The sequence below is a fragment of the Desulfoscipio gibsoniae DSM 7213 genome (genome assembly GCF_000233715.2).
Lineage (GTDB): Bacteria > Bacillota > Desulfotomaculia > Desulfotomaculales > Desulfallaceae > Sporotomaculum > Sporotomaculum gibsoniae.
The window spans coordinates 159098-184689 of record NC_021184.1; the positions used below are offsets into that span (position 1 = coordinate 159098).

Below are 25592 nucleotides of genomic sequence, written 5' to 3' on the forward strand. Positions count from 1 at the left end.
AATGACCGGCACCCTAAGATCTTCTGCACTGGTTGACCTTGATGCCATGATCTTGCCGCTGCGAAAAATATGTATTGAGTGCGACCATTTTCAATCCGGTGATTGCAAACCGGCGGCATGTATGGTCGGATTTGCTCTACGGTCCCTGCAATTTGCCCGGCAAAAGGGGATTCTTGACATTCCAGGTGCTCGTAAGCATATTACCCAATCGGATATGAAGCATTATTTTGTAGAAAACATTGTTCCCGCTTTAGCTCAAACTTGCTTGCAGTGTCGGGAATGCCGGGATAACCATTCATCTGATTGCGTAATTTCCCTGGCCCGTACCTGTTTGGAAAACACTATCCTGGAAAAAAACATAGAGTACCCGGGCAATGTATTTATGTACCTGGCCATGGTCAAGGAACAGGACCCTGAAATTGCCAGAATGTTGGCCAAAGAGATGCAAAGGAAAAAAGAATAAAGTATAGCAAGATTTAAGGCGTTATTCAGCGGTTTAACTCTATACAGCTTGCAGGCGAATTTCGTGATTGAATACGGGAACAAAGCCAAACTTATTTAACCAAAATACCGGTATGCAAACAGAAGTTAAAAATCTTTCAACTCTAAAAGTAGCGGTAAAGGAACGTGATAATTTGTTAAATAACTTAAAGATTGGAACAAAGCTACTTATACTAACTGCCCTAATGATCATCCTGTTAATATGGATTGGTATACTTGGATTGACTAACCTCGGTAATTCTAACGAGAATCTGGTAACTAGCTTAAATACAGCAAAAACATTAGAACAGTCAATAAACACAGCAAGAAGTGCCCAGGTACATTTCAAAAAACAAGTTCAAGAATGGAAAAACATTTTGATACGTGGGAATGATCCTGAAAAGTTTGAAGAATATTACATAAATTTCACAAACGAAGAGGCTAAAGTACAAAGTGAATTAGAAACACTAAAAAACCTTATGCAGAAACAAGGTATCAGCGTTTCTATGGTAGACGAATCTTTAAAAGAACATGCAAACTTAGGAGTGAAATATCGTGAGGCCTTAAAAAGTTATGATTCCACAAATCCCAATAGCTATCACATTGTAGATAACATGGTCAAAGGCATTGACCGTGCACCTACTGATCTCATAGATGCAATTGTATTGCAAATTGAAAAACATGCAGATTCGACGGCTCAGGAAACAAAAAACGGCTCTATTGCTCAGTACAACAAGATGCGTCAGTTTTTTATTCTTGCTTTATTAATAAGTACCGGGTTTGCTATACTCTTAACACTTTTGTTAACTGGCCAAATTGTTAGACCTATTCATACTCTTAGAAACGAACTTAATGTTTTGGCGGAAAAAGGTGGAGATTTAACTCAGAGGATTGATATTAGTAGAAAAGACGAAATTGGTGACCTTGCTGCAGCTGTTAATAAATTTCTGTCCAACCTAAGAAATATTATGGCACAGGTAAATGATAATGCAAATAGCGTAGCGGACACCTCACAACAATTATCGGTCAACGCACAGCAAACCTCCGCTGCGGCAACTGAGACCGCAGCGACTGTAAGTGAAATTGCATCTACAACAGAGCAAGTTTCCCAAAATGCACAAGAGGTTGCAGCGCTGTCTTTAGAGGCATCTAAGGAGGCTGAACAGGGTGCCGAGGGTATTAAAAAAGTAATTGATCAAATGAAAACGATCGCTTTAACCAGTAACGAGGAATCCCAGGTTGTTGAAACGCTATCCAATACCTTAACCCAAGTTTATCAAATAGTTGACCTCATAACCCATATAGCAGACCAGACAAATTTACTAGCTCTCAATGCTGCCATTGAAGCCGCCAGGGCAGGTGAACATGGACGCGGTTTTGCTGTAGTGGCTGAGGAAGTACGAAAGCTGGCAGCACAGTCAGGTAGCGCTGCAAAGGATATCAATCAACTTGTTGAAACAGTTTTGGAGGAATCAAAAAGAGCTGTTAAAGCAATGGAAGATGGCCATAAACAGGTTCAAGCAGGGACAGACCTAGTTGAAGAAGTTGGAAATGGATTTAAGGTAATTATGGAATCAATTGAAGGAGTTACAGATCAGATTAATACCGTTGCGGTAGCGTCGGAACAAATATCAACCAGTGTTCAAAACATTGCCGGTAGTACAGAAGAACAGACTGCAACAATGGAAGAAGTTTCAGCTGCTAATGAAGGTTTAACTAAGATGGCCGTTGATTTAAAACAATTGGTTGGCAAATTTAAAGTTTAAAATGTTAAATGAATAAGGTTAATGTCAATTAGCTAAAATCATTAAAATTATTATGTAGTGGCTATTTTGGGTAGTCTTGATATCATTATGGGCGAAGTAGATTGTTGAAATGGTAAATGCCGGACGGGAGAAACAGTAGGCCTGTATTTCTAACGTTGTATAGGTGATTTTTTAATATGCCAACTATACATGTATTGCCAGTGATGTATTTATATGCTATCATTAATATGTACTATTAAAGGTGGTGTTATAAATATGTCCATGTTTAATATTACCGAAATAAGACAAAACGCAAGTAAAATCATTGCCCATGTTTTAAAAACAAAGGAACCGGTAGTTATACTGCAGCGTTCAAAACCAGTCGCATATATCGTTGAGGCTCAAACATATAAGGATATTCAGGAGAAACTCAAGAAAGCCGAACATTATGAAAAAGTAATAACTACCAGAAACTCGCTTCAACGCCTGGCCCGGTTACGGAGTGAAATGAAAAAACAGCCGGACTCCACGCCGCTTATTCGCCGGCTACGCGAAGGGGATGCGCGTAGGGATGAGTGATTATGTATGTCTCGACAGCAGTGTTTTGATTAAGTTGCTGGTTCTGGAAGAGGACAGTGAAAACGCGGCAAATTTATTTGAGCAGATTGCAGCTAACCGGCAAACCGTTGTTTTACCTGATTTTGCCTGGGCCGAAGTAGGAACGGTTCTCTGCAAGAAAGTAGCACGGAAATTATTGGACTCTGAGCAAGCGGAAGTGCTTTGGGAAGAGTTTAACCGTTTAGAACTGATTAATTACGTTGGTGATAGGGCTATTGCCCGGACAGCATGGCGTATCGCTAAAACAGAAAATCTTCCTACTTTATATGATGCCGCTTATTTAGCGGTGGCTGAAATCGTTTCAAGACAGTCCGATGAAGTTTGCATATTCTGGACGGCAGATGAGAGACTTGTAAATTCATTGAGTAACAGGGATAATGTCAAGCTGCTCAAAGAATTTACCTCATAATTATCAATCACCTAAACGTGTAACCATTATATGTTAAAGCAAATTAGGACCATTTGGCGAATTAACGCATTAGCAACCAATGCCAGCATCCTCGTGGATGCTGGCATTTTTTCTTTTAATGGGTAAAAATGAATTATACTTAACACTTTGATTAGTAGCTAATACCAGCTTACAAAATCGTAAGGAATATTACAGCCGATTGTAAGCTGCGGGTGATAATCTAACACTGAAGGGAGAGAAGAAATTATGATCATACTGGAAACTAAAGCCTTGAAAAAGATCTACCAGAAATAGGAAAATGCCTGGTTCATAAACTTGATTATCTATCTATGGCTGTAGACCAAATCATGGATGGTAAATATCCCGTTTTTGCGGAAGAAGAAGGTATATTCTCCCGTCTTGAATCACAGTTTGGGCAGATGTCTCGAAGAATGGAACTGGGGTTTGAAGAGCTAAGGAGAGAAAAAGAAAACCTGCATGCCCTGGTTACCGATATTTCCCATCAGATTAAAACCCCCTTGTCTGCTATTAAGGTATTCAATTCCCTTTTGCTTGAAGAAGGACTTTGCCCCAGAGAAGAAGAGGAGTTTTTAAGCAGAACCAAGGAACAAATCGGTGGTGCTGATATCGACGATGAGCGGGAGCGGAGTGAAAAATGCGGCTCCCTGGTCAAACATTACTCCCATACTGAGGCCTTTCGACGATATTGTTCTCAGTTCCTGGATAAAGCGTGACACTTTGATCAACATCCGCACAACAAAGGAGTTCGTAATTAATGTGCCGACTGCCGGCATGGCTGAGCCGGTTATGATTTGCTCTAAAAATTATCCCCCCGAGGTTGATGAATTTGAAAAGGCCGGGCTTCGCGTCCGTCCAGGAAGGTCAAACCTCCGGGCATAGAAGGTTGCCTGGCCCGGGCGGAATGTATTTTAACGGAGGAAATCAAAAGAGAAAAATATTCTTTGGTTATAGGTACGGTGGTTCATTTGGAGGTGGATGATGGTTTCTTCAATGAGGCCGGAGAAATGGACTACGAGCGGGCGATGCCGCTTTCCGTCATGCTGGGTGAAAAGGGGCTTTGGTTTACCAGACCGGTATATGCCGGCAGGTATGCGGATTACTCGGAAATGTTTCTCAGAAAAGAAGACCGGACAGCTGCGGAGTAAAAACGTGGTTAGGGGGGAGGCAAACATGATGATCTTATGCTGGAGGATATGTTCGCCAGAAAAAAAATTATAAGGGCAAAAATATTGTAATTGGCTCTGGTTGATCACAAGATTATTTTGGCGGAAAAATAAATAAGATGCCCGGGTTGGCTGGATGATGTGTAACGTGCGACAATGTTAAATTACAAGTTAAGTTTCGCACCCCCCCAAATCGTGGTACCGCATGTTATTCGAAATGGCTTGAGCCCTTATTACAGTTGGGTTTAGGCCATTTCCCATTTTCATTGTTTACGCAGCATTATCAAGTTGCTTGTGCTGAATGCTTAAAAAAGAGTCCTCAAATAAGCCCCACAGTATTCTCAATCTTCAACTGGTAATATATAATTACAGTAGAGCAGGTGAAACAAAATGGACACCGAAATAACCCGTAACAGCAACGATATTTTAATGAAATGTATGGCTGAAAACTTCAAAGATAAAACACTGTCCTTCTTTGGACTGAAAACAGCCAGGATAGCAGGGCTGTCACCTACGTCGCTGCCCGCCATAGAAGCAAAGGAAACCAGAACCGACACAGTTTTTCTATTGGAAGACGATACATTGCTGCATTTGGAGTTCCAGACCACAGTAAACAAGCAAGACATGAAACGGTTTATGCTGTATGATGCCAGGATAACAAGCCGGGAAGAACAGGAACGGATTGTTAACACCGCCGTAATATACTCCGGCAACATAAAAGAGGCCCCTGAAATACTGGACTGTGGTTCCATATTCTACAAGGTAACCAACATATATATGAAAGACTACGATGGTGACGCGGAGTGCCAAAGACTGCAGCAAAAGATAACAGCCGAAGAGTTGCTGAATGACGAAGAACTGATGATATTGATTTTTCTGCCCCTCATGAAAAGCGGGGAAAGAATAGAAGAAAAAGCGGTTCAATCCCTGGAATTAGCCAGGCGGCTGAAAGATGACAGGCAAAGAGTTTTTGCCATGTCCGGCCTAATAGTGATAACCGATAAACATTTATCAAATGAATACAAAAAACGCCTGATGGAGGTGTTGAAAATGACCCAGATAGAACAATGGATCAGAGAAGAAGGCAGAAAAGAAGGTAGAACAGAAGGCATAAAAGAAAGCAAGCAGGAAATAGCCAGAACAGCCTTAAAAGAAGGTGCCGAAGTGGAATTTGTAGTTAAGATTACCGGGTTGGACAAACAGACAGTTTTGAAACTGAAAGAAGGACTTAACTAATACTACAGCGTAATTGCTTGTTTCAAAATTTCTCTAAAGAAGGGTTGAAAAAGTTAATTAAAATCTTGCTTTTTTGTTTAACGTACTGAAATGAAGAAAAGAATATGATAAATCCATATTCGGATAAGTAACTAAAACCACGAAGGTTTAATTACTCTGCCTCAAGAGTCAGCCGGGACAATAAAATAATGGAGGCCATGTCAGTAGCCATTCTGATGGGCGGAGGACCGGCAGTGGCATATGCTTCAGAGGCGGTAAGGATTCTGGATGAATTAACGGCAAATATATGCAGTTCTACTTCAACTGACACAGCCTGCTTGCTGCAAAACTGTCTCAGCAAGTTATCAACTACGAAATGAGGGAGAATGCTCTTTTAAAGATTGACGACTGGGAAAAAGCTTAAAACCGGTTATAGCCGCTGCAATGAATGCATTTATTGAGAAAAGAAAGCCAGACTTTAAGAGTAAATAAAAAAGCACCTTAAATATGATATATTAGGTGTAATCTATTACATTTCATCTCTTGCATCAGGAAGTTGACAAAGAGGGTAGGAAGCGAAATGTTGCAAATAGAGGAAAGAATTAATTCAATTATTTTTAATTTGCCATTAGATATATTAAATTGTATTACGGACCCGATACATATAATCAGCAAAGATTACGAAATAGTCTGGACAAATCTATGGCAAAAGCTTGGTAGACCAAACTTTTGCGTTCTTGGCAAGAACTGTTTCAATGTTTACCAGCGGAAAAGAAGGCGCTGCACTCTTTGCCCGGTAGAAAAGGTTCATCAAGACGTTTTTGACCCTTGATTACCGCGGCGGCAAAGGCCATGCATGTAGGCACTTGACATTGCCCGCAATTTGATTTTGGGAGTAACTTATAAAGTTCCAGAGGATTATCGACTTGGGACATCCGCTATTACCCCTTTCCGAAAACTGATTTTGTTAAGCTCTAATTTTGACTATAAATGTATTAACATTAATGAAAACATAACAACTTAAGGTCAAACTACCAATGTAAAAAGATTAGAAATGGGTTGAATACAAGAAAAGGTGCCAAAAGCCTTTCTTCAATGTAAGAAAGAAGCATTTCTAGCATTGCAACCCAGTTTTCCCTTTTTATGACTATGGCTGGTTATTTTTTTAAACCTTAACCTTTGATCCCCAAAGATTATCTACCTTCGCATAGTCATTCACCAATTCACTGGCTGGCTATATTATACCATCTAAGATAGAAGGAAAAATCCCCCGGATGGGGGATTTTGGTAAAAAGAGAATCGCTGTTTATCAACGGGATTTCGAGAGCTTTCCCGTTGTTGTACGACAGGCATTCTCATTTGGGGGAGTCAAGAGGCTCCCTCTTTTCAATGTTTAAGGATTGTAAAATTCAGGCGGCTGGACGTCGCGCAGTTTAGGTGAAAAGAAAAACATACCTCAGGCATTAACTATTGCCCGGGTAGGGGACGTCGGGACAGCATATTGGGTGCTGAAAGAAGCCAGGCGAATCTTGCAAAACCTGGGGCTCAAGCTACACCCCGAGAAAACTAGAATTATTCACATCAAATGGGGATTTGAATTCCTAGGCTACAAAATCAAAATGGGTAAAGGGTTGAAACAGCCAGATAATAAAATTAAAAGCAAACCTAAATTAAATATCTATGCCGTACCCAAAGTAAAATCTGTCAAAAGATTTATGGATCAAATCAGAGCAAGAACAAAGCGCAGGATATCACTTACCCTAAAGGACATAATTGACTGGATAAACCCGGTAATTAGAGGTTGGGGAAACTATTACCGTAAAGCTCATGTCCGAAAGCTATTCAACCGCTTGAATAACTGGATAGTCCGAAGGTTATGGTCACATCAATTCAAACGGTGGCGAAATGCAGGGTGGAAAAAGTACACTCCCACAATTCTATACGACCATTTTAAGTTAGTTAATCTTATTAGCCTAATTCCAAGCCTACGTTCACAATCGTAAAGTCATCAATTGAGGAAAGCGGATTACGGGAAAACCGTACGATCTGTTTGATCGAGCGGACGGAGGCAGGCCTCAAAAGTGGCCCACCTCTTCCGACTCTACAAAATAATGTATATAATACCAACGCAATTTGTAATGCGTAATTAGGCGAAAGGGAATTTTTTTGCATTTATGATGGTTTTACAACGGGGTGACGGTAGTATCTAATTGCGAAATCCATAGTCCAAAATTAACATCCTGGAGAAAGGCAACCAGCTCCCTCGGGTATCATCCGGTTATATTTATTGTAGTGAAGGCCAAAGCTCTGGACCAGGGAGTAGCAAATAGTATTCTAAGTTTAGCCAGGGATATTTGTAAAAAGGCAAAAGCTAAAGATGAAATGGTAGTTTTAGGCTCAGACCCGCTTTTAACCTGGTTGGTTCCTTCCAGTTGTGGCATGATTAGAAAAATTGAACATTCAATTCAGGAGCTTTTGATTGACAAAAGTGTTGAGGTACCGCTTGCCCGGTATGAGAAATTACATAAATTCTCTACTCTGGCTCTCTTTTTTTTATATTCTAAAGCGAAATGGTTTTAAGAATGTTATGGTGAAGAAGGGGTAATTGTGTTAGTAGTTTCAGCAATGGGGACTGCAATGGGGGTATTTGTTTTGAGTGCATTTGATATTATTGAACGTCTGCCAACGGTTCAAGAATTCAATACGCTTAGAATGTCAGTTGGTTGGCCAAAGGTTAATGAGATAACAGTAAAGGCCGCGCTTGATTTATCGATTTATTCGGTCTGTGCGGTTGCTGATAATAGGACGGTTGGAATTGCTCGAGTCATTGGGGATGGTTCCATGTATTTTTATATTCAGGATTTCATTGTTCAAAAAGAATTTCAGGGAAAAGGTATTGGAACTGCAATAATGAAAAGGATAATGGAGTTTTTGAAACAGTACGCACCGGAAGGTTCATTTATAGGGCTAATGTCTGCAAAGGGAAAAGAAGGTTTTTATTTAAAATATGGTTTTACCGAAAGGCCGAATGATGTCTACGGAGCAGGAATGGGGTTTTATAAAGAAGACTTGGTTCAGGTGGGGTTTTGACTCATACGTTGGGGACATTCCTCCGAAAGAGGTGTGTCCCCTATCCGCTAAGCCTTAGTCGCACTTATTTCGAGCTTACAGCCTGTTAATCCCCGACCTAAGGGGGCGGGGTCTTACAGGTTGTGCGAAGATAAACTCGTTAAATAACTAGGGGTTTCGCAGGTTGAAAGCGAAGCCCCTTTATCTAATTTGCTGTACCTTCTTAAAGCTGTTGTTCCTGATGAAAAGGTGCCTTTGCTCTTAAGTGGCTTATACAAACATCCCGGGAATGATGAATATCTCCTCGGGCTTTCCATTAAAAATGTTAACGGATACTCTGGAAAAAAGTTTTCCAGGTAAGGGGAGCGCTCTGGCTAACGACATCCTGACGGGACAGGGGGCTATAACTACCGCGGAGCACGGCTACCGTTTGATGGAATTGGCTGAAATAGCACGCAAGGAGCCGGTTGCCCGGGAGTTTTTTAATTCGGTAAATTGCGAGGTCCTATCATGGAAGGAAAATTTACCGGACAGTTCTGCTTTTAAACAGGCATTCCAGGCTTACCTGGAGGAGTACGGGCACCGGGCGGTTTACGAGGGAGACCTGGCCAATCCCAGATGGCGGGAGGATCCAACCTATCTCCTGGGGATTATCCGTTCTATGTTGCATACGGCAGACCGTTCCAAAATGAGATCTGTCCAGCGGGAAAAAGGACAAAAGGCCTGGCGGGAAATCCGCAAAGGCGTCTCTTTGTTTAGGCGGATGCTTATCCGCTACTGGGCAGGTAAGGCCATACGGGGTATGGAAATGAGGGAAGAAGCCAAGTCCGGGATGGTTAGGATGGCCCTACCCATGCGCGTTATAGCCTTGGATGTAGGCCGCCGGTTGACTGATCGGGGAGTGCTGGAGAGGAAGGAAGATGTGTTTAACTGTTCCTTTCCTGACCTGACTGCCATTCTGGCCGGCCATTGGGACGGTCGTGGGCTTGCTATGTTGGTAAAGGACCGCAAGGTAAGAAATAAAAATATGGCAAGCCTGATTGCGCCTGACGTAATCGCTGACGAAACTCCCCGGCATCCTAACGCTGCTCAGGTCACCCCTGCTAAAAGGGGGAACTCATTGTCCGGTATTGGTATTGCCACCGGAAGAGTAACCGGTACAGCCCGGCTAATCAGCCACCCCGATGAAGGAAGCAGGCTGAATCCTGGCGAGGTACTTGTGGCCCCATCAACCGACCCGGGTTGGACACCATTGTTCATAAAGGCTGCTGCTCTGATAATGGAGACCGGGGGATCTCTTTCTCACGGTGCTATTGTGGCCCGTGAATTTGGTATTCCGGCGGTAATAAACGTTCCGGAGGTAATGAAGGTTATAAAGGATAGCCAAACGGTTACCGTGGACGGGGAAGAAGGGAAGGTATGGTGGCCACATCACTCATTTCTACCCGGGATATGCCGGGGTAGAGTGTCTCCAGTCAGAGGAGTACATCGTTGGCCATCTTTTCCTTTTCATTATCATAAAGGGCTCTGTCATCATGCAAATGATACCAATAGTCGAAATCTGTCTCCAGTAAAGCCTGAACTACTGTTTTGTCTTCAGGTGCCAATGAATTGTCATAGTTGAAAATTCGCAAGCACATCTGAAAAGCTTCTTTGCCGCCGGAGTTGGCTTCTCCTGCGATCCCAGCACCGGCCGGGAAGACTTGGTGCTGATAAGCGCCAATTTCGGTTTGGGCGAAAGCGTGGTAAGCGGCGCCGTCGACCCGGATGAATACCGTTTAGACCCTGCGCTTGAAATAACCCAAAAAATAATCGGCCGCAAAGAAGGGAAAACCATCGCTAGGATAATCGGCGGGACGGAATTTGTCGAATCCGCCGGGTCACCGGTGAGTCAGGTTTTAAACGATGAGAATATCCGCAAACTGGGTTTGCTGATCCAGCGGGTCTTTGATTCCCTTGGTTGCAGTGAACAGCACCAGGACATCGAATGGGTGTTTGATGGTAAGGATTTTGCCCTGGTCCAGGCTAGGCCGGTGACGGTGCTGCCCAGGTACACTTTTGATGGACTTAAAAACCAGCCGGATATATGGTCCAATGCCAACTTCAGGGATGCCGCGCCCATGGTCCAATCAACCCTAAACTGGAGCCTCCTGCAATATCTTATTGCAGGACTCGACATACCAGGTTACCAAGCACCCCCGGGCTTAAAGGGCTATAGATTATATCAGGGCCGGCTATATTTCAACATGTCCATTATCCAATGGCTCAATTTTGACGCTTTTGGCATTGCGCCTAGGCTGATAAACGAATTTTCGGGTGGGTTCCACCCGGAAATAGAAATTAGCGAAAAAAAACCTTACCGTGGAATAAAAGGATTAAAAAGACTGGGACGCTTGCTGAAAGTAATTTTTTTAGGACTGAGAATTAAAAAAAACGCGCCAAAATCTTTTGCTAAAGTTGAAGGTTTTACAGTAGCCTTATTAAAAGAGAATCTTAAGAGCCTGGCAGAAAGAGATTTAATCAATAAAATTTCTGAGACAAGAAGTGCATACAGGGAATTTTGGCCGGTGTTTATGTCTTTAGTCTCTGCTGGTGATATAAGTCCACTTGTGAAAGGGTTGGAAAAACATTTTCCCGGTAAAGGGAAAGCTATGGCCAACGCTCTCATGGCAGGGGGGGAGATATAACCAGCGCGCAGCACGGCTACCGCCTGATGGAAATGGCCGAAATTGCCCGGGGGGACGCCTCCGCCCGGAGGTTCTTTTCCGGTGAAAACTATAATCCTCTCCTGTGGGAAAAAGAACTGCCGGAGGAAGCCCCGTTCAAGCAGTCACTGCGGAACTTCCTGGCAGAGTACGGACATCGGGGAGTTTACGAAATGGATATCATCAACCCTCGCTGGCGGGAAGACCCTTCTTATCTCTTGAATGTCGTAAAGAGCACCATGGAAACCGCCGATTATGGCAAAATTAAAGCCAGACAAAAAGAAAAAGCGAATCAGGCAATACGGGAGGTAAACAAAAGGGTCCCTTTTTACAGGCGTAGATTGGTTAACTCTTTGTTAAAACAAGCCCTGAAAGGCGCGGAACTTAGAGAAACGGCTAAGTCCGTACTGGTTAAGGCACAGATATCTAATATGCGTTTAGTATTCCAGGAGATAGGGTGCCGGTTGGCAGGAAGGGGAATTCTTGCCGAGCCGGTCGATATATACCACTGCACTTGGAGTGAAACTATCTCCATTCTGCAAGGGGACTGGAGCGGCAGGGGACTGGACGTTTTGGTGGCCGAGCGGAAGGCCAGGCGAAAAGAACTGGAGGCGCTTTCACCCCCTGACTTTATTATCGATGAAGTCCCTCACTTTACGGAACCCGCCGTTCGCAGCCAGGGCAATGCGCTGGCAGGTATGGGCGTGGCTGCGGGAAGGGCTTCCGGTGCGGCAAGGGCAATTAATCATCCAAACGAAGGGTAAAAGTTGCAGACTGGAGACGTGCTGGTGGCCCCGTCGACGGACCCGGGCTGGACGCCATTATTTTTAAGGGCTTCCGCCATTGTTATGGAGGAAGGATCGTCTTTGTCCCACGGATCCATTGTCGCCCGCGAGTACGGCATTCCGGCGGTGGTGAACATTCCAGGCGTAATGAAAATGATAAAAGATAATCAGTTGATTACTGTCGATGGCGATGAGGGTAAGGTATATCTTTAACATTTCATAATCAGGGATTAAATTACAACGTCGGGTGGATTATCTTCCGATAGTATTGTAGGTTAATTTGGCTAAAACAAAACAGCTCCTTTGAAGAGGAAACTTAAAGTACTAATGAATAATATCGTTATATCGGCTTTGCTGTTATGTACAAAAAAGGGATATAATGAATTGGTTTATGTTAAGGTTCCCCCTTATGAAAATCCTGGTTAGAGATTTCCTGCTTTATCTGGTTTTCTAGTTAATAAGATACTAAGCATAACTCCAGTTACTCCATTCCCGGCTTAACATGGTATACCTCCAGGGTTTTCTTTGGAAACTTGAGGGCGTTGCTTTATTGTTTTATTATAAATAAGTTCTAGACTTAAGTCTTAAAAGAAATTGCTCTTTTCGGGGGCAACCTAATCAAATTATTGTAAGTCGCATTTTACAAAATGTGCCACTCGGTTAATGCCGAAAGAGGCGCTTTTTTTTTGCCGTTTAAACCAAATACTCCACTTTGGCCCCAGGAAAATGCTCGCTAATCTCCCGTCGGAACAGCTCGCCCATCTCTTCCAGCGTCTCCTTTGGATAAACGTACTTACCGTAGCCAAACTGTCCGAATTTAAACTTGCGTTCTTCCTCATTCATAGGCAGGGTGGTGTCGGGAAACACTTCCAGGATACGTTTCTTTGCCGATGCTGTGAACCGGTGGGAAATCAATTCAAAGGTAATGTCCTGCCCGACTGCAGGCAGTAATTCCTCTGCCAGGGAGCGGATTAATTCGGTGTAATCGCTTTGCCAGCCCGGGTAGTTGAAAATAGGGGCAATTAAAAATCCCAGGGAGTAACCCGCCTCGGCTACACGCCGGGCTGCACTTAGCCGGGCATGGATTGCCGGGGTGCCTTGCTCGTAAGACTTGATAATATAGTCGGTATTGATACTGAAGCGAAAGCGGGTATGCCCGTTGTGCCGGGCATCCAGCAGCGTATCCACATTTGTGAACTTGGTAACGAAACGGAAACGGGCCAGAGGCTGTTGGCCGAAAAATTCCACAGCCCGGGCCAGCGAGCCGGTATACGGTTCCACGGGAATGGGATCGGAAGTAGCTGCTCCCTCAAACAAGGTGATTTCCGGCGCCCTTTTTTTTATATACTTTTCCGCCTGCTGAAGTATTTCATTAATATTCACATACACCCTTACGTATGGTTTTTTACCCAATGTGGTGTTTAAATAACAATATTGACATTGGCCGCTGCAACTGGTGCTCAGTGGCAGTTGGTAGTGGGCTGATGGTTTGCACGGTGAAAACTGCAGCGTACGGCGCACCCCTACCACCAGAGTGCGCTTGGCCTCCAGATAAGCTTCCCGGGGCGTTTTGCCGGGTATGCCTGTCACCCGGTTATGACTGCCGATCATGGCCACGGGTATTCCGTCTGCTTTGAATCTTTTATACAGCTGCTGACCCAGAGGGTAATCAAGCGCTGCCTGCTCAAAGAAAACCCGTTTTGGTATAAACAAAATATTCCCTCCGGTCCCGGGTAATGTTATATATCGCTTAGGATATCCATAAAATGCATAGCTGATTTATTATGAACGAATGCAACAGTTTTAATTTCCGTGATATGGATAGCTCTTGGTGCTAACGTACACCGGCAGAAGGATGAAGATTTGTTTTTCAGTGTAATGGCTCAATTTGTTGTTTTTCTTCAAAGCATTATGTGCCATAATAAAATAATTACACATTATTTAGGAAGGTCCGGTTATGAGGTGAAGATGCAAATAATCTTAAGAAAAAAAAGTGCTATAGTTCTTAACATTCAGAAAAATAAAAGGAGGATGATGGAAATGCCAAACAACGGCTCATTCCAGCTGCCACAGGAATTTTTGATTGTCGGCGCGGCTGTACAAACGGGATTATTTGAAGAATTAAAGAATAATCCCTGTACCTTGGAAAAATTGGCTGTTAGGACGAAAATTGACCGCAGGGCTATGTGGACGGTTATTGAAGCTTTGATTGCTTTAAAGTACCTGGAATACGATGGTGAAAAAATTAAGCTCACCGAAGATTCGGACAATATCTTTTTTAATCCCGGCCACGAGCAGTATACAGGTTTTTCATTCATGCATACTTACAATATAATGAAGGCGTGGACGCAGTTGCCGGAAGTTATGCATAGTGGGCAACCGGTTCCGAAAAAGGATGTATCCAGTCACTCAAAGCATTTTATCAAGGCCATGAGTCACCATGCCCTAAAGTCGGCACAGCAAATTGTTGATTATTGCTTAAAAGAACTGCCCGCAAATCCCAGGGTTCTTGATGTCGGCGGTGGTCCGTTAACCTACGCCAATGCTTTTGCCGGCAAAGGGGCCAGGGTGACTGTACTGGACTTGCCTGAAGTTATAGATATGATGCAACCGGAACTGGATACTTCGTTACCTATCAAAATGGTCAAAGGTGATTTTACCAAAGGGTTGCCTTCGGGACCTTATGACCTGGTATACCTTGGTAATGTGTGCCATATATACGGTGAGCAGGAGAATAGAAAATTATTTCAAAATGCGGCAGATGAACTGGAACAGGGAGGACAAATTGTAATCAATGATATGATCCGGGGTACAGGCGTTATGCCTGCATTATTCGGGGTAAATATGCTGGTTAATACAACTTTCGGGGGAACATGGACTTATGAGCAATATAAAACATGGCTGGCCGCTGCCGGTTGTTCTGCAGCACCTTGGGAAGAGGTGGGCGGCAGGCAATTGATTAAGGCTACTAAGGTTCGTTAACATGAATTCGCCAGCTCTGGGATATATGGTAAATTTAATAAAATACTGACATCAATTTTAAAGAATTGAGTGTAAGTATGCATACATTTATCCTTGGTGCGATGATTTCTGTCCCCAACTTTAGCTGCCTGGGGTAGGAATAATAGTCATTGCACTGGTCGGAAGATTGGTAGTAAAATAATGTATATAATGCCAACGCAATTTGTAATGCGTAATTAGGCGAAAGGGAATTTTTTTGCATTTATGATGGTTTTATAACGGGGTGACGGTAGTATCTAATTGCGAAATCCATAGTCCAAAATTAACATCCTGGAGAAAGGCAACTAGCTCCCTCGGGTATCATTTTTATGCCGGCTTCTCCCCAGTGTTTGTGAAAGATGTATTGGATAGGATCACAATACAAAAAGGTGCCACTGTCCTTGACCCCTGGAATGGGAGTGGAACTACAACACTGGTTGCGGCAGAGCGGGGTTATAAAGCTATAGGTTTTGATATCAATCTGGTTATGTTTATTGTAGCGAAGGCCAAAGCTCTGGACCGGGGAGTGGCAAATAGTATTCCAAGTTTAGCCAGGAATATTTATAAATTGCGCCTGACGTAATCATTTGCGAAACTCCCCGGCATCCTGCCGCTACCCAGGTCACTCCCGGTGCAAGAGGGAACTCATTGTCCGGTATTGGTATCGCCACCGGAAAAGTAACCGGTACAGCCCGATTAATCCACCACCCCGATGAAGGAAGCAGGCTAAATCCTGGTGAAGTACTTGTGGCCCCATCCACTGACCCGAGCTGGACACCATTGTTCATAAAGGTTGCTGCGCTGATAATGGAAACCGGGGGATCTCTCTCGCACGGTGCTATTGTGGCTCGTGAATTCGGTATCCCAGCGGTAATAAACGTTTCGGGGGTAATGAAGGTTATAAAGGACAGTCAAACGGTTCCCGTGGACGGGGAAGAAGGGTGGTATATCTTTAAAAACTGTGTGAATAGTGGAAAATGCCAGTTGACAAGTTTAAGTTACAAATGTGGTTTTTTTGATGACAATATTATATCCGACACTTCTTGAAGGAATCCCGTATCAGTTTATCAAATATTGTTTTATTTATAACATTGTTAAGTTAATAAATGAGGCGATACCATGGCTGATAAACTTGCTGAACTTTTTGACCGGTTGTATTGCGACAACCAGGCAAAAGTGTACAAGCTAGCCTTGGGACTGACAGGCAATGCGAATGACGCCGAAGACATAACCCAAGAAGCCTTTTTCCGGGCTTTTCGTTTCTATCATACCTTTCGCGAGGAAAGCTCCTTTTTCACCTGGATCTATCGAATTACACTCAACGTTGCCAATGACTACCTGAAGCAAAGAGCTAAACTGCGCATCTATGAGCTTACCGAGGATTTAGGTTATTCCATCGAGGAAATTATCGACCCCAACCCCGCCAACGACCCTGAAACCGAATTACTTGCACGTGAAGTAAAATACAGGTGCCTGCATGGCTTTACGGAATGTTTGCCCAACAACCAGCGAAAGGTTTTTTGCCTGGCGGTAACCATCGGCTTGCCGCACAAACTGGTCGCTGAAATTTTGGACTGCTCTGTCAGTTCAGTCAAGACAACACTGCACCGGGCTAAAAAAAGAATTGCCGGCTATTTGGAAAAAAGATGTCAACTGATTAAAAAATCAAATCCTTGCAACTGTAATCAGTGGGTTCGTTACGGCCTGCAGCAGGGCTGGATAACGAAACAGGCTTTAGTCAATCCCCGCCCCGAGATTATTATAAAAGCCAGGGAAGAAATGGTCGAATTGCGCTCATTGCGCTATACCTACCAAAAACTGTACCGGGAAACAGCCGACGAATCTTTGGCGCAAAGAATCAGAGAAGGTATAAAAAACAAAGAATGGGCAATTTTTTCTTGATATTTTTTGTAACCTCTGGCCTCCGAAAATAGTCAAATCTATAGAATAAAAAAAGGAGGTTAGTTAAATGAAAGTATCAGATGATATTACTTTGGTTGCGCCATGCGGGACGTACTGCGGCGATTGTGGGGCTTACAGAGTCAAGGATGATCCCTCCCTTCAGGAAGTAGTTGCTGAAAGGTTGCAAAGGGTGCAGATAAACTGGAACGGTGTCCCCTGTCCGGGTTGCAGGCCAAGCAAGGGAAAATGCCCGCTCGTTGACGGGGTATGTGCAACTTACGCCTGTGTGACCGAACACGATGTTGACTTTTGCTTCGAGTGCCCGGAATTCCCTTGCGCTAAATTAAACCCGGCGGCAGACAGGGCCGAGATCTTAAACCATAACATCAAAGTGTTCTATTTGTGCTGCATTAAACACCAGGGTCTTGCCAAGTTTCTAAAAATGATTCCTGAAATTAGACAAAGATATTACAACGGTAAGATGGCAATCGGTAAAGGGCCTCAACTGGAATAACTAATAACTCTTAGACGAAATTCATCCCACACCTGGCTAAGATAAAGCTTTAACTTAAATAACCCTACATATTGAAAATGAATAACAAATGCAAAATGGTCTGATATAAAAAAGAAAGCAACCAACGAAAGCTGTTTAAAACAATTCGCCGGTTGCTTTTGAACTATTGCTTTTGAGTTTCCAAGATTGCGCCTCTATTTCCCGATGTAACCCAGGCGGCATACCTGGAAAGGTATCCCCCTATAATTTTGGGTTTCCTTGGCATCCACTTTTCCCTGCGCTTTTTCAGGGCGGTGTCACTTATGACGAAATTGATTTTATTCGCCATAATATCAACTTGGATGATGTCTCCATTCTCTATTAAAGCGATGTTGCCCAACACTTCTGTCAGTGCAGTTCATGCTATTGGCTGTATATATGCCTGAACAGGAACCGCGAGATGTCGGATGTCTAAAACATGTTGGGATTAGGACGGGAGAAACAGTAGGCCTGTATTTCAAACGTTGTATAGGTGATTTTTTAATATGCCAACTATACATGTATTGCCAGTGATGTATTTATATGCTATCATTAATATGTACTATTAAAGGTGGTGTTATAAATATGTCCATGTTTAATATTACCGAAATAAGACAAAACGCAAGTAAAATCATTGCCCATGTTTTAAAAACAAAGGAACCGGTAGTTATACTGCAGCGTTCAAAACCAGTCGCATATATCGTTGAGGCTCAAACATATAAGGATATTCAGGAGAAACTCAAGAAAGCCGAACATTATGAGAAAGTAATAACTACCAGAAACTCGCTTCAACGCCTGGCCCGGTTACGGAGTGAAATGAAAAAACAGCCGGACTCCACGCCGCTTATTCGCCGGCTACGCGAAGGGGATGCGCGTAGGGATGAGTGATTATGTATGTCTCGACAGCAGTGTTTTGATTAAGTTGCTGGTTCTGGAAGAGGACAGTGAAAACGCGGCAAATTTATTTGAGCAGATTGCAGCTAACCGGCAAACCGTTGTTTTACCTGATTTTGCCTGGGCCGAAGTGGGAACGGTTCTCTGCAAGAAAGTAGCACGGAAATTATTGGACTCTGAGCAAGCGGAAGTGCTTTGGGAAGAGTTTAACCGTTTAGAACTGATTAATTACGTTGGTGATAGGGCTATTGCCCGGACAGCATGGCGTATCGCTAAAACAGAAAATCTTCCTACTTTATATGATGCCGCTTATTTAGCGGTGGCTGAAATCGTTTCAAGACAGTCCGATGAAGTTTGCATATTCTGGACGGCAGATGAGAGACTTGTAAATTCATTGAGTAACAGGGATAATGTCAAGCTGCTCAAAGAATTTACCTCATAATTATCGATTACTTATGAGATATGCGGGTGAAAAGGGAACTCGGGTGCAAATCCCGGGTTTTGCTTAATATCAAGGCTCATGGCGGTAATATTAAAAAACAATAAACGTATAACCATTATATGTTAAAGGAAATTAGGACCATTTGGCGAATTAACGCATTAGCAACCAGTGCCAGCATCCTCGTGGATGCTGGCATTTTGTCTTTTAATGGAGTTCGGTTAAGTATGCGAACGTTTCTGGTTATTATTTACAAGATAAATGTATGTTCAATTGGGCTTGTTTGTTTTAAATAATTCGTAAACCCAAAATGCGCCACTTTGATCAGTAGCTAATACCAGCTTACAAAATCGTAAGGAATATTACAGCCGATTGTAAGCTGCGGGTGATAATCTAACACTGAAGGGAGAGAAGAAATTATGATCATGCTGGAAACTAAAGCCTTGAAAAAGATCTACGGGGGCGGCAGTAACATGGTAAGAGCTGTGAACGGGGTTAACTTATCAGTAGAAGAAGGTGAGTTTTTGGCCATTATCGGCAGCTCTGGTTCAGGCAAAACCACGCTATTACATATGATGGGCGGATTGGATCGACCTAGCGAAGGAAAGGTTTTCATTGATAATAAAGAAATATATACCATGAGTGACGATCACTTGGCTATATTCAGGCGGCGCAAGGTTGGTTTTGTTTTTCAATCATATAATCTCATCCCGGTGCTTAATGTCTGGGAAAATATATGTTTACCCATGGAACTGGATGCCAAAGCAGTAGATAGGGATTTTATAGCTGGCCTGATGGAGAGTCTGAATATTTATGACAAGCGAAAAGCATTGCCAAATCAGCTTTCCGGCGGACAGCAGCAACGGGTAGCTATTGCCAGAGCCTTGGCGACCCGGCCATCCATCATTTTGGCCGATGAGCCTACCGGAAATCTTGATTCCAAAACCAGTCTGGAAGTGGTAAATCTATTAAAACAGTCGGTAAAGAAATACCATCAAACCCTGGTCATGATCACCCATAATGAAACTTTAGCCCGGATGGCTGATCGCATCGTAAGGATTGAGGATGGGAAATTCACTTGTCAGGGGGGAGTAGCTTGCAAACCTATATCAGAATAGCTTGTCGCTACATAAGGCAATATCCGCAAAGAACAATAGCCATGATTTTAAGTATCACCCTCAGTGTTTTTCTCATTGTGGCTATCGGCTCGTTGAATGAAAGCGCCAAAAACTCACAGGTTGTACACTGTAAAAACTACGGAGCCCAACATGTAATATACCGGGAACTTGATCAAAAGCAAACAGAAAAAGTTAAAGCGTATCAGAATGTACAGCGAGTGGCTGTTCTAGCTTTTTATGGTGAATGGAAAAGTCCTAACGGATTAACCGTAAACTTACTGGCAACAGATAATAATAACTTATCTATGGAAAACACTTGCATAAAGGCAGGAAAATTTCCAAGCCAAACGGACGAAATTGCCATAGAAGGCTGGGTCTTAGATCAGTTAAGGCTGCCGCATAAATTGGGGCAGACCCTGGAAATAAGCCTGGGGGAAAAGGGCGAAAAACGGAACTATACATTGGTAGGAATTATCAAAGATCGAATGGACGAGAAATCAACCGGCAGACTGAATGCTTTTGTAACCTCGCATAAAGAAATCTTATCGGAAAGAGATGGGCACCTCTATGCCCTGGTTGAATTTAAGCCAGAAGTCAAAATAAAAGAAGAGATCAATAAACTCGGTAAAGTGATAGGTTTAGATGCCAATAGCAAGGAACAACATGTTCTGCCCAATAATATGTTGCTATCAGCTATGGGGCAGATCAATACGGTTGACTGGGATCTGATCAAAATTTCCCTGATGCTCATGCTGGTAGCGGGAATGGTGATCTTCAGCGTTTATAGTATTTCCGTCTTAAGGAGAATCCAGGATTACGGGATGATGAGGGCCATTGGCTCAAGTTCCAGGCAGATTCTCTATATAATACTCTGGGAAATCGTCATTATCTATGTAATTGGAGTTCTGCTGGGTATAGCAAGCGGTGCCGCCTTTGTTCAGCTATTTAAAGGGGCTGCCACCGACATATTTATCTTCGATGCCCTGGATGCGTTCGGTAACGTGTCTCTTGACATTATTGTGATATCGGGTTTGTCTATCAAACTGGCTGTTTTAACTGCTCTGGGGGCAGTGCTTGCCGCCGGGATAAGGGTTGCCTGGATGGCTGTCCGTATATCTCCGCTCGAAGCCATAAACCGCAGCACCCAGGATGAAAAAATACACGTTAATGAAAAGGAAGGTTGGATTGAAAGGCAGCTGGATATAACGAAAAAGATTACCATAAAGAATTTAAAGAGAAACAAGAAAGCAGTCATTTTTACTATAATTGCCATGTCTATAGGATGCTGCTTGTTTATGGTGAAGTCCTTCGCGTTTGAGTTTTGGGAACGCGAACAGGATTTGTACTATGCAGATATAAGACCCGGTCTGGATGATGAATTCCGATTAAATGTTAATAACAGGGTACCAATGATGGTAGGATATACCTGGGAGCAGATTGCTGAGCTGAAAGGTCAACCCGAGGTCGAGAAGTTAACAGCCACCCATATGCTGTATGGGCGGATGAAAATTGCTAATAGTCAGTTAAATGGAGAGTATGGTAAAAACTACATCAAAACTATGGAAAAAAGGTTATCTGAATTCGATAAAGAAGTTGAAGACGTGATAGAAGGCCCTGATGACAGAATGGGATTTGCTTTTCCGGGTGATAGTGATAATGAGCTGGTAATCAGGAGTACGGTCCTGGGCTTGTCTGAGGCAGAGTGGGCTTCTTTCAGCAAAAATCTGATACAAAAAGAACAGCCGGCAGGTGAAAAGAGCAACAGACCTCTGGCTATTATTCGTATTCCTGAGGTGAATAAGCAAGGAACATTTTGGAGCCAATCCGGAAAAGAAAAACTGAAAATGGAACCGATTTTTAATATAAAAGTCGGGGATACCATCGTGATTACTTATCCCCGTGAGGGGTATGAAGAATCTCTGGATAATTGGAACCTCATTCACCAGTATGAAAAGCACCGGGACAAATATGTTGACCGGGAATTCACGGTAGCCGGGATTACTAAAGTCCTGCCTGAGCAAGATTCTTATTGGTTGGGAGCAAAAGATGCACCTTATGTAATAATATCGGGCAGGGTATTCCAGGAAATAACGGGGATAGATACCTATCGTATCATGAGTCTTGATATGAAGGATGGCTTTAGTGAGTCTGACTACAAAAGCCTAAAGGAAAAAGTTCATCAAACAGCAGAGCTAATTCCCGGAACGGGAATGGAGGATAGAGTTGAAAGTAATAAGGAGAGTGAGAAGGCTCAAAATGAATATCTCCTGTTCTATGCTGCCATTGCAGCAGTACTGATAATTATTGGCGGTTTAAGTATCTATAACAATATTAATTATAATCTCATCTCTCGTCTGCGGGAGCATGGTATTCTTAAAGCTATCGGCCTAACCGCCAGTCAGTTTAAAAGGATGGTAAAATTTGAAGGCTTACTTTATGGGGCGATATCGGCACTTTTCTCTTGCGCACTGGCATTATTGATTGAACTGGGTATGTTTGTGTATTATGCATATTTTGCCTGTACCCTGATGCGGGAGCAGTTTTTTATCGAATGGAAATCATTTTTGCTGGTGATCTTGATCAATTTATGCATAGGGTATCTGGCGGCCCTGGGCCCGGCCGGACAGATTAATAAACTCCCGATCACCGAGGCAATCAGGAGTACTGAATAAAAAAACACTATTAATGGGCGGCGGTACTTACCTCCGCCTTAAGTACAGGATCCCGTCAAAGTCGATTTTTCTCACAATATATAGATGAGATAAATTTTATTAAACACTAAATGTTGACCAATATAATGACTTTGACGATACCGTGACCTTAAGTATCTATTAGCTGGATGTAGACTGGTGGGGATATAATTAGAACATAGATAATCCGTATAAAGGAGCAGGTAGGCCATGGGAGAATTAATCAGGATCCTGTTGGTGGAAGATGATGAGTCTTTAAGCCGAGGGATAAGTTTTAAATTAAGCAAAGAAGGTTTTACGGTTCTGGCAGCCAGATCACTCATGGAAGCAAGAGAATTATATAGTAAGAATACCATTGACCTTATGGTGCTGGATGTTGCTTTACCAGATGGAGATGGTTTTCAGTTTTGCCGGGAGATCAGGAAGCAAAGTGAGCTTTTTATCGTTTTTCTTACCGCCTGCGATCAGGAAGTAGACATTGTAATGGGCTATGATATGGGGGCAGATGATTACATCAGCAAACCGTTTAGCCTGAGTGTTTTGGTCTCAAAAATTAATGCTGTTTTAAGAAGAGGCAAAGCACTAAAAGGACATGAGATGCTGGTATCAAAAGAGATCATATTCTATCCCAGCACGATGAGGTTATTTAAAAACGATCAGGAGATATACCTGACCAAAACGGAGATGAAACTATTCCGGTATCTTACGCAAAACCCCCAACAAATCATCAGTAAAGAGCAATTTCTTGATGAATTATGGGATATCGAAGGTGATTTTATTAATGAGAATACCCTGCAAGTACATATCAGGAGACTGCGGGAGAAAATCGAAGCTATCCCCTCAAAACCACAATTAGTACATTCGAAAAATCCCAAAGCCTTGCAAATACAGGCTTTATTTTTTTGCCTTTTGAGGCTTCACCTCAAAAAACAATTAATTTTATGTCCCATCGTAATTATTAGGTATGGCTATTATTAAAAAGATATCTGGGTTTAAATGAATTAAATAGTGATTCACGGTCATTTTACCTGCTTGACAATTCTAAAATCGCTCCAAAATTGAATTGGAAGCTATTTCCAATATATCGGTTTGAAAGGAGTAGATTTTATGTTAGTTGTCAAGTATTCTCATGAGCAGTATCAAGATTTCGTTTGTGATTTTTTAACTCGCTATTATATTTCGACCGGCCAGCAGATTACTATCGTAACTAAAGCTTCTTTAGTTGTTAAACTTTGGGGTGCCGATCTTACCGGCATTGTTAAGCTTATTAAAAACCGGTATTCAAGGGCTAATCGGGGCATCCCACCCAAAGATGCGGTGGCCTTGCTTCGCTCGCTTATCCTTATGACTTTTACTGGTGAAACCAGCATCCCCAAGTGGGTGGATTCTTTAAGGTCTGATCCTTTTCTTGCTGTTTTATCTGGTTTTTTGCCCGCCTGCTTTTCTACTGTTAAAGTTGATGATGTTCCGGCAGATCCTATCCCGGGCGTGGGTACTTTTTATAATTATATGGATAGGCTGATTCGTAAGAATCGGATCCTTTACAAATCGAAGCTGCGCAAGCTCAAGCGTAAGCCTAAAAAGAAGCAGAAGAAAAATCAGAAACTGGATTCATCCAAGCCCGGCGTAGTGGAACGCCTGGTTAATAGGGTGCTAAAATACAATAATGCCAAGCTCCCTGGTAATCTGGAATCTACTTTAAACCAGATTCTAAAAGATGTTTTTGTTATGCCATCCTTAGCCAGGGGTATCCTTGGCGACCCTAATAAATTGAATGTCGCCGCTGATGGCACTTGCATGCCTACTCATGCCTCTTACTACGGCAAAAAGGTTTGCAATTGTAAGTTAAAGCCCGGCGAACGTTGCGATTGCCTCCGCTTATTCGCTGACCCCTCTGCCTCTTGGGGTTGGGATAGTTACAATGAGCGTTACTTTTATGGCCATACTTTTCATGGCTTCACTGCTTGTGACTCTTTCTACAGCTTACCTATCCATATAAAATGTGTTTCTGGTGAACGTCATGATTCGGTAACTAGTGTTTATGAACTTAAAGAGCTTGTGGATTTGTACCCAGGGATTAATTTTAATGCTGCTGTTTACGATTCGGCTTATGACGCTAATCCATTCTATCTTCTCAATATGCATTATGGCATCAAGCCCGTTATTGATCTTAACGCTCGGGCTTCTAAGCCTGATGCAGTGAGTGATTTTATTGAATTTGATAAAAAAGGGATCCCTCACTGCAAATGTTTAGGACACCAATTACGTAACTGGGGCCTAATGTCCAAGTCCTTCAGACGAAAGTGGCTTTTCCCTGTGCAATGTAATTCCTGTGATAAGTGCCATTTATATAGCGAAAAAACGTTTTATACAAAAACAAGTGATAACCCCAGGTTCTTTACGCCTATTTTAAGGGGCTCGGATGAGTGGAAGCAGCTTTACAAAAGACGCTCTACCACCGAAAGGGCCTGGGACAGAATCAATAATGATTTTAACGCTGAATCTGCCGTTGTTTTTACCCGAGAACGTAGGATAGTTAGAGTATTTCTTGGTGCTTTCTGTTGTTATGTTGATGCATGGGCTGGCGAGAGCACCATTTCAATCACTGATATATTTCCTGTCCTTTCAAGGTTCGCTGCCTAATCTGGGTTATGCTTTAAGTTATATTCAAATTGTTTTTAGGCTTTTTTTAAATCAATTCAAAAAGGCCTATTTGGTATGCGCATTTTTATTCTCTTACTTACCCAGTTTGCTTATATTTTTCTAATCATCCTTTATATGGTATTTGGGATTTTATGTTTTTCGAT

At 42.7% G+C, this 25592-nt stretch carries 28 protein-coding genes and 2 pseudogenes; 26 read left to right on the plus strand and 4 right to left on the minus strand.

Annotated features, from left to right (window positions below):
* The first annotated feature begins 1 nt into the window (after window position 1).
* From DESGI_RS00895 to DESGI_RS00920, 8 genes are all read left to right on the plus strand, one after another.
* Window positions 2-463 carry a hypothetical protein gene (locus tag DESGI_RS00895; protein ID WP_006523261.1) on the plus strand — a complete coding sequence of 154 codons (462 nt, stop codon included), beginning with the start codon at window positions 2-4 and terminating at the stop codon, window positions 461-463.
* Between the two features lie 67 nt (window positions 464-530).
* The gene (locus DESGI_RS00900; protein WP_006523262.1) at window positions 531-2246 is read left to right on the plus strand and encodes a methyl-accepting chemotaxis protein; all 1716 of its coding nucleotides are present in this window, start codon (window positions 531-533) and stop codon (window positions 2244-2246) included.
* 255 nt (window positions 2247-2501) lie between these two features.
* A complete protein-coding gene (locus DESGI_RS00905) occupies window positions 2502-2804 on the plus strand; it encodes a type II toxin-antitoxin system Phd/YefM family antitoxin (RefSeq protein ID WP_006523263.1) in 303 nt (100 codons plus the stop codon).
* Window positions 2797-3252: a type II toxin-antitoxin system VapC family toxin gene (locus tag DESGI_RS00910; protein WP_006523264.1), complete on the plus strand. Its 456-nt coding sequence runs from the start codon at window positions 2797-2799 to the stop codon at window positions 3250-3252. The genes DESGI_RS00905 and DESGI_RS00910 overlap by 8 nt, the downstream gene beginning before the upstream one ends.
* A 329-nt stretch (window positions 3253-3581) precedes the next feature.
* Window positions 3582-3986, plus strand: coding sequence for a histidine kinase dimerization/phospho-acceptor domain-containing protein (locus DESGI_RS24245; protein WP_006524724.1), 405 nt, complete (start codon window positions 3582-3584; stop codon window positions 3984-3986).
* On the plus strand, window positions 3886-4152 hold the full coding sequence (locus DESGI_RS26275) for a flavin reductase family protein (protein ID WP_337833190.1): 267 nt from the start codon (window positions 3886-3888) through the stop codon (window positions 4150-4152). The genes DESGI_RS24245 and DESGI_RS26275 overlap by 101 nt, the downstream gene beginning before the upstream one ends.
* A 62-nt stretch (window positions 4153-4214) precedes the next feature.
* Complete coding sequence (locus DESGI_RS25480; protein ID WP_006524723.1) at window positions 4215-4418, plus strand: hypothetical protein; 204 nt, start codon at window positions 4215-4217, stop codon at window positions 4416-4418.
* A 408-nt stretch (window positions 4419-4826) separates the two neighbouring features.
* Window positions 4827-5672 (plus strand): Rpn family recombination-promoting nuclease/putative transposase, encoded by an 846-nt coding sequence (locus tag DESGI_RS00920; RefSeq protein WP_006524722.1) that lies wholly within the window; start codon window positions 4827-4829, stop codon window positions 5670-5672.
* Between the two features lie 151 nt (window positions 5673-5823).
* Here DESGI_RS00920 and DESGI_RS24250 read toward each other — a convergent pair whose 3' ends face one another.
* Together DESGI_RS24250 and DESGI_RS00925 are read right to left on the minus strand one after the other, a co-directional pair.
* Window positions 5824-5982 (minus strand): hypothetical protein, encoded by a 159-nt coding sequence (locus DESGI_RS24250; protein WP_157872704.1) that lies wholly within the window; start codon window positions 5980-5982, stop codon window positions 5824-5826.
* A gap of 475 nt (window positions 5983-6457) precedes the next feature.
* Window positions 6458-6586, minus strand: a pseudogene (locus tag DESGI_RS00925) ((Fe-S)-binding protein); the annotation flags it as partial.
* A gap of 780 nt (window positions 6587-7366) precedes the next feature.
* Here DESGI_RS00925 and DESGI_RS26350 point away from each other — a divergent pair.
* The 7 genes from DESGI_RS26350 to DESGI_RS25495 all read left to right on the plus strand — a co-directional run bounded on the left by DESGI_RS26350 (window position 7367) and on the right by DESGI_RS25495 (window position 12423).
* Window positions 7367-7654 (plus strand): group II intron maturase-specific domain-containing protein, encoded by a 288-nt coding sequence (locus DESGI_RS26350; protein WP_353740037.1) that lies wholly within the window; start codon window positions 7367-7369, stop codon window positions 7652-7654.
* 190 nt (window positions 7655-7844) lie between these two features.
* Window positions 7845-8231 carry a hypothetical protein gene (locus DESGI_RS00935; protein ID WP_006524720.1) on the plus strand — a complete coding sequence of 129 codons (387 nt, stop codon included), beginning with the start codon at window positions 7845-7847 and terminating at the stop codon, window positions 8229-8231.
* A 27-nt stretch (window positions 8232-8258) separates the two neighbouring features.
* A complete protein-coding gene (locus tag DESGI_RS00940) occupies window positions 8259-8741 on the plus strand; it encodes a GNAT family N-acetyltransferase (protein WP_006524719.1) in 483 nt (160 codons plus the stop codon).
* A 244-nt stretch (window positions 8742-8985) separates the two neighbouring features.
* Window positions 8986-10344, plus strand: coding sequence for a PEP-utilizing enzyme (locus DESGI_RS00945; RefSeq protein ID WP_006524718.1), 1359 nt, complete (start codon window positions 8986-8988; stop codon window positions 10342-10344).
* A gap of 16 nt (window positions 10345-10360) precedes the next feature.
* The gene (locus DESGI_RS25485) at window positions 10361-11407 is read left to right on the plus strand and encodes a PEP/pyruvate-binding domain-containing protein (RefSeq protein ID WP_337833198.1); all 1047 of its coding nucleotides are present in this window, start codon (window positions 10361-10363) and stop codon (window positions 11405-11407) included.
* 26 nt (window positions 11408-11433) lie between these two features.
* Window positions 11434-12189 (plus strand): PEP-utilizing enzyme, encoded by a 756-nt coding sequence (locus tag DESGI_RS25490; protein WP_006524716.1) that lies wholly within the window; start codon window positions 11434-11436, stop codon window positions 12187-12189.
* Window positions 12190-12192: 3 nt separating this feature from the next.
* The gene (locus tag DESGI_RS25495) at window positions 12193-12423 is read left to right on the plus strand and encodes a PEP-utilizing enzyme (protein ID WP_052543915.1); all 231 of its coding nucleotides are present in this window, start codon (window positions 12193-12195) and stop codon (window positions 12421-12423) included.
* A gap of 480 nt (window positions 12424-12903) precedes the next feature.
* Here DESGI_RS25495 and splB read toward each other — a convergent pair whose 3' ends face one another.
* Complete coding sequence (gene splB / locus DESGI_RS00955) at window positions 12904-13923, minus strand: spore photoproduct lyase (RefSeq protein ID WP_006524714.1); 1020 nt, start codon at window positions 13921-13923, stop codon at window positions 12904-12906.
* Between the two features lie 327 nt (window positions 13924-14250).
* Here splB and DESGI_RS00960 point away from each other — a divergent pair, with 327 nt between their 5' ends.
* The 5 genes from DESGI_RS00960 (at window position 14251) to DESGI_RS00980 (ending at window position 17626) form a co-directional block, all read left to right on the plus strand.
* Window positions 14251-15192, plus strand: a complete 942-nt coding sequence (locus DESGI_RS00960) for a class I SAM-dependent methyltransferase (protein WP_041285088.1) — start codon at window positions 14251-14253, stop codon at window positions 15190-15192.
* A gap of 262 nt (window positions 15193-15454) precedes the next feature.
* Complete coding sequence (locus DESGI_RS00965) at window positions 15455-15793, plus strand: DNA methyltransferase (protein ID WP_083939730.1); 339 nt, start codon at window positions 15455-15457, stop codon at window positions 15791-15793.
* Window positions 15794-15858: 65 nt separating this feature from the next.
* The gene (locus DESGI_RS25500) at window positions 15859-16257 is read left to right on the plus strand and encodes a PEP-utilizing enzyme (RefSeq protein ID WP_006524711.1); all 399 of its coding nucleotides are present in this window, start codon (window positions 15859-15861) and stop codon (window positions 16255-16257) included.
* Between the two features lie 72 nt (window positions 16258-16329).
* A complete protein-coding gene (locus DESGI_RS00975; protein ID WP_006524710.1) occupies window positions 16330-17112 on the plus strand; it encodes an RNA polymerase sigma factor in 783 nt (260 codons plus the stop codon).
* A 67-nt stretch (window positions 17113-17179) separates the two neighbouring features.
* Window positions 17180-17626 (plus strand): DUF3795 domain-containing protein, encoded by a 447-nt coding sequence (locus DESGI_RS00980; RefSeq protein ID WP_006524709.1) that lies wholly within the window; start codon window positions 17180-17182, stop codon window positions 17624-17626.
* A gap of 163 nt (window positions 17627-17789) precedes the next feature.
* On the opposite strand, the pseudogene DESGI_RS00985 reads toward DESGI_RS00980, so the two are convergent.
* Window positions 17790-18002, minus strand: a pseudogene (locus DESGI_RS00985) (dihydroxy-acid dehydratase); the annotation flags it as partial.
* Window positions 18003-18229: 227 nt separating this feature from the next.
* Here DESGI_RS00985 and DESGI_RS00990 point away from each other — a divergent pair.
* The 6 genes from DESGI_RS00990 to DESGI_RS25505 all read left to right on the plus strand — a co-directional run bounded on the left by DESGI_RS00990 (window position 18230) and on the right by DESGI_RS25505 (window position 25428).
* Window positions 18230-18532 carry a type II toxin-antitoxin system Phd/YefM family antitoxin gene (locus DESGI_RS00990; protein WP_006523263.1) on the plus strand — a complete coding sequence of 101 codons (303 nt, stop codon included), beginning with the start codon at window positions 18230-18232 and terminating at the stop codon, window positions 18530-18532.
* The gene (locus DESGI_RS00995) at window positions 18525-18980 is read left to right on the plus strand and encodes a type II toxin-antitoxin system VapC family toxin (protein ID WP_006523264.1); all 456 of its coding nucleotides are present in this window, start codon (window positions 18525-18527) and stop codon (window positions 18978-18980) included. The genes DESGI_RS00990 and DESGI_RS00995 overlap by 8 nt, the downstream gene beginning before the upstream one ends.
* Before the next feature lie 416 nt (window positions 18981-19396).
* Window positions 19397-20095 carry an ABC transporter ATP-binding protein gene (locus tag DESGI_RS01000; RefSeq protein ID WP_006523265.1) on the plus strand — a complete coding sequence of 233 codons (699 nt, stop codon included), beginning with the start codon at window positions 19397-19399 and terminating at the stop codon, window positions 20093-20095.
* Entirely contained in the window at window positions 20074-22767 is a 2694-nt protein-coding gene (locus tag DESGI_RS01005; RefSeq protein ID WP_006523266.1) for an ABC transporter permease, read from the plus strand. The genes DESGI_RS01000 and DESGI_RS01005 overlap by 22 nt, the downstream gene beginning before the upstream one ends.
* A gap of 228 nt (window positions 22768-22995) precedes the next feature.
* Window positions 22996-23763, plus strand: coding sequence for a response regulator transcription factor (locus DESGI_RS01010; RefSeq protein WP_006523267.1), 768 nt, complete (start codon window positions 22996-22998; stop codon window positions 23761-23763).
* A gap of 129 nt (window positions 23764-23892) precedes the next feature.
* A complete protein-coding gene (locus DESGI_RS25505; RefSeq protein ID WP_006521601.1) occupies window positions 23893-25428 on the plus strand; it encodes a hypothetical protein in 1536 nt (511 codons plus the stop codon).
* Window positions 25429-25592: the final 164 nt, after the last annotated feature.

Bases quoted from the DNA above. Each gene is read 5' to 3' on its own strand.
- DESGI_RS00895 (WP_006523261.1), top strand. From the start codon at position 2: ATGACCGGCACCCTAAGATCTTCTGCACTGGTTGACCTTGATGCCATG.
- DESGI_RS00905 (WP_006523263.1), top strand. From the start codon at position 2,502: ATGTCCATGTTTAATATTACCGAAATAAGACAAAACGCAAGTAAAATC.
- DESGI_RS00910 (WP_006523264.1), top strand. From the start codon at position 2,797: ATGAGTGATTATGTATGTCTCGACAGCAGTGTTTTGATTAAGTTGCTG.
- DESGI_RS24245 (WP_006524724.1), top strand. From the start codon at position 3,582: ATGGCTGTAGACCAAATCATGGATGGTAAATATCCCGTTTTTGCGGAA.
- DESGI_RS26275 (WP_337833190.1), top strand. From the start codon at position 3,886: ATGAGCGGGAGCGGAGTGAAAAATGCGGCTCCCTGGTCAAACATTACT.
- DESGI_RS00920 (WP_006524722.1), top strand. From the start codon at position 4,827: ATGGACACCGAAATAACCCGTAACAGCAACGATATTTTAATGAAATGT.
- DESGI_RS26350 (WP_353740037.1), top strand. From the start codon at position 7,367: ATGGATCAAATCAGAGCAAGAACAAAGCGCAGGATATCACTTACCCTA.
- DESGI_RS25490 (WP_006524716.1), top strand. From the start codon at position 11,434: ATGGAAATGGCCGAAATTGCCCGGGGGGACGCCTCCGCCCGGAGGTTC.
- DESGI_RS00960 (WP_041285088.1), top strand. From the start codon at position 14,251: ATGCCAAACAACGGCTCATTCCAGCTGCCACAGGAATTTTTGATTGTC.
- DESGI_RS00975 (WP_006524710.1), top strand. From the start codon at position 16,330: ATGGCTGATAAACTTGCTGAACTTTTTGACCGGTTGTATTGCGACAAC.
- DESGI_RS00980 (WP_006524709.1), top strand. From the start codon at position 17,180: ATGAAAGTATCAGATGATATTACTTTGGTTGCGCCATGCGGGACGTAC.
- DESGI_RS00990 (WP_006523263.1), top strand. From the start codon at position 18,230: ATGTCCATGTTTAATATTACCGAAATAAGACAAAACGCAAGTAAAATC.
- DESGI_RS00995 (WP_006523264.1), top strand. From the start codon at position 18,525: ATGAGTGATTATGTATGTCTCGACAGCAGTGTTTTGATTAAGTTGCTG.
- DESGI_RS01000 (WP_006523265.1), top strand. From the start codon at position 19,397: ATGATCATGCTGGAAACTAAAGCCTTGAAAAAGATCTACGGGGGCGGC.
- DESGI_RS01010 (WP_006523267.1), top strand. From the start codon at position 22,996: ATGGGAGAATTAATCAGGATCCTGTTGGTGGAAGATGATGAGTCTTTA.
- DESGI_RS25505 (WP_006521601.1), top strand. From the start codon at position 23,893: ATGTTAGTTGTCAAGTATTCTCATGAGCAGTATCAAGATTTCGTTTGT.